This window comes from Sphingomonas sp. T1 (assembly GCF_902506585.1).
Taxonomy (GTDB): domain Bacteria; phylum Pseudomonadota; class Alphaproteobacteria; order Sphingomonadales; family Sphingomonadaceae; genus Sphingomonas; species Sphingomonas aerolata.
The window spans coordinates 1-2,532 of record NZ_LR733905.1; the positions used below are offsets into that span (position 1 = coordinate 1).

General features: G+C 66.7%; 2 protein-coding genes. Both read left to right on the forward strand.

The window, feature by feature from the left end:
* The first annotated feature begins 125 nt into the window (after window positions 1-125).
* Window positions 126-1,031, forward strand: coding sequence for a tyrosine-type recombinase/integrase (locus GV027_RS20050; RefSeq protein ID WP_159513409.1), 906 nt, complete (start codon window positions 126-128; stop codon window positions 1,029-1,031).
* A 7-nt stretch (window positions 1,032-1,038) separates the two neighbouring features.
* Window positions 1,039-2,232 (forward strand): IS91 family transposase, encoded by a 1,194-nt coding sequence (locus tag GV027_RS20055; RefSeq protein ID WP_159513410.1) that lies wholly within the window; start codon window positions 1,039-1,041, stop codon window positions 2,230-2,232.
* Window positions 2,233-2,532: the final 300 nt, after the last annotated feature.

Genomic DNA, 2,532 nt, shown 5'->3' on the forward strand with positions numbered 1-2,532 from the left:
GACCCACAGCACGAAGCCGCTGCGCGGCAGTGGTGGTGGCGGTGGGGTAGCGCCCTTGCGCTGAGGTTTGGTCCTGCGGCAGCGGCGGCAGACGATGGAGTTCCTTCAACAAGAGGAACTTCATCATGGCGTCCCTACCCACCGAACAGTACGTTACGCCGCTGCGTCAGCGCATGCTCGACGACATGGCGATGCGCTCGATGCGGTCGCGTACCCAGCACGACTATGTCCGCCACGTTCGCGCCTTCGCGGCTTTCCTGCGACGCTCGCCTGAGACCGCGACCGCCGAGGACGTTCGGCGCTTCCAGCTTCACCAGCGCGAGCACGGTGTCGGGGAGTCCGTGATTGGCGCCACAGTATCGGCGCTGCGCTTCCTGTTCGGCGTGACGCTCGACCGGCCCGACCTATCGCGCAAGCTGGTCCTGGCGCCTCGTCCCCGCAAGCTGCCCGACGTGCTGAGCGTCGAGGAGGTCGCGCGGCTGCTCGAGGCAGCACCGGGCATTAAGTACCGAGCGGCGCTGGGGGTTGCGTACGGCGCCGGATTGCGGGTGTCGGAGGTCGCTCACCTCAAGGCCGACGACATCGACAGCAAGCGCATGCTGATCCGCATCGAGGAGGGCAAGGGGCGCAAGGACCGTAACGCGATGCTGTCACCTCAGTTGCTCGAGCTGCTGCGGCTCTGGTGGCGCGAGGGAAAACGGCGCAGCGTCCTGTTGCCTCATGGCTGGCTGTTTCCGGGGCGCAGCTACACCGACCCTATCTCGACGCGGCAACTTCACCGTGCCGTCTGCGAGGCGGCTGACGCAGCCGGGATCCGCAAGCGCGTCAGCCCGCACACCCTGCGGCATAGTTTCGCCACCCACCTGCTCGAGCAGGACGTCGACATTCGCGTGATCCAGGTCCTGCTCGGGCACAGCAAGCTCGAGACGACCGCGCTCTACACCAAGGTCGCCACCCGAACGATCCATGCGGTGACCGGTCCGCTCGACCGGCTGATGGCGCTGATGGAGGGCAAACCACCCGCCGGGTGAGCGCGCGATGCGCACCTCGCTCGAGGTCGCCGACATCTTCCGTGCTACCGGTCCTGCGTACCGGACTGCCCACGCCGGGCATCTGAGCCTCCACCAGCTGAAGGTCATGTCGGCGATAGAGAACTGCCGCACTGCAGCGCTCGGTGGCCACGTCGAGGCCTGTACCGACTGCGGACACTGGCGGGTCGCCTACAATTCCTGTCGCAACCGGCATTGTCCCCGGTGCCAGGGTGCGGCCGCGCGCACATGGCTTGCCGAGCGCGAGGCCGACCTGCTGCCGGTCGGCTATTTCCACGTCGTCTTCACCCTGCCGGCCGAGGTCGCCGACATCGCCTACCAGAACAAGGCTGCGGTCTACGGCCTGCTGTTCCAGGCGGCGTCCGAGACGATGACCACCATCGCCGCTGACCCAAAGCATCTTGGCGCGCGGATCGGTATCACTGCGGTGCTTCATACATGGGGCTCGGCCATGACCCACCACCCTCACATTCATATGATTGTACCGGGCGGTGGACTGTCGCCGGACGGCAAGCGCTGGGTGTCGTCACGCCCGGCGTTCCTCCTGCCGGTGCGTGTGCTCGGCAAGCTGTTCCGCCGCCTGTTCCTGACCCGGCTGATGGCGCTGTACGAGGCGGGACGGCTCGGCTTCTTCGGCAGTCTCGCGGCACTCGGCGACCGCCGCGCCTTCCTGCAACACCTGTCCCCGGTCCGCAAAAAGAACTGGGTCGTCTATGCCAAACCGCCGTTTGCGGGACCGCAGGCCGTCCTCGCCTATCTGTCGCGCTACACGCACCGCGTGGCGATCTCGAACAGTCGCCTCATCCGCTTCGACGAGACCGGGGTGACATTACGCTACAAGAATTATCGCAACGATGTCGCCGACCGGCAGCAGCTGATGACGCTGGCCGCTGACGAGTTCATCCGCCGCTTCCTGCTCCACGTTCTCCCGAAGGGCTTCCACCGCATCCGCCATTACGGCCTGCTTGCTGGCGCCACCCGCAAGGCTCACCTCGAACACGCCCGCCAACTGCTCGGTGCTGCCCCGCCCGTGTCCGCTACCGAGCCGGTCGAACCTGAGGATGCCCGCCCGCCATGCCCATGCTGCGGCGGACGCATGCTCGTCATCGAAATCTTCGAACGCTGGCGCCAGTCCCGCGCACCGCCGCCTGCCTCCAACCCGACCGGGACCACCGCGCCATGACCCGGCATGGCTCGCCTTCATCCCGCCGCGCGACCTGTGCGCTTCCGGCCATGATGACGCTTATGCGATCGACACCGGCACCGAGCGCAGTGTCACGTCCGCCGCACGGCAAGGCTCGATATCAGCCTCTGAGGGCGCATCCGATGGTCAGCACCGCCCCGACCAGGACGTCTGCTGCGGGCTGTCCCGCCCGGCGGCCCAGCAGCCGAAAACCGAAAAACCCATAGGTCAGCATCCGAGGCCCGCGGCTTCCTGCTTTGGAGGAAATCGTACACCTGCCGGTGCCCGATTTCCTTCACA

Coding starts and splice junctions, on each gene's coding strand:
- GV027_RS20050 (WP_159513409.1), top strand. CDS start 126: ATGGCGTCCCTACCCACCGAACAGTACGTTACGCCGCTGCGTCAGCGC.
- GV027_RS20055 (WP_159513410.1), top strand. CDS start 1,039: ATGCGCACCTCGCTCGAGGTCGCCGACATCTTCCGTGCTACCGGTCCT.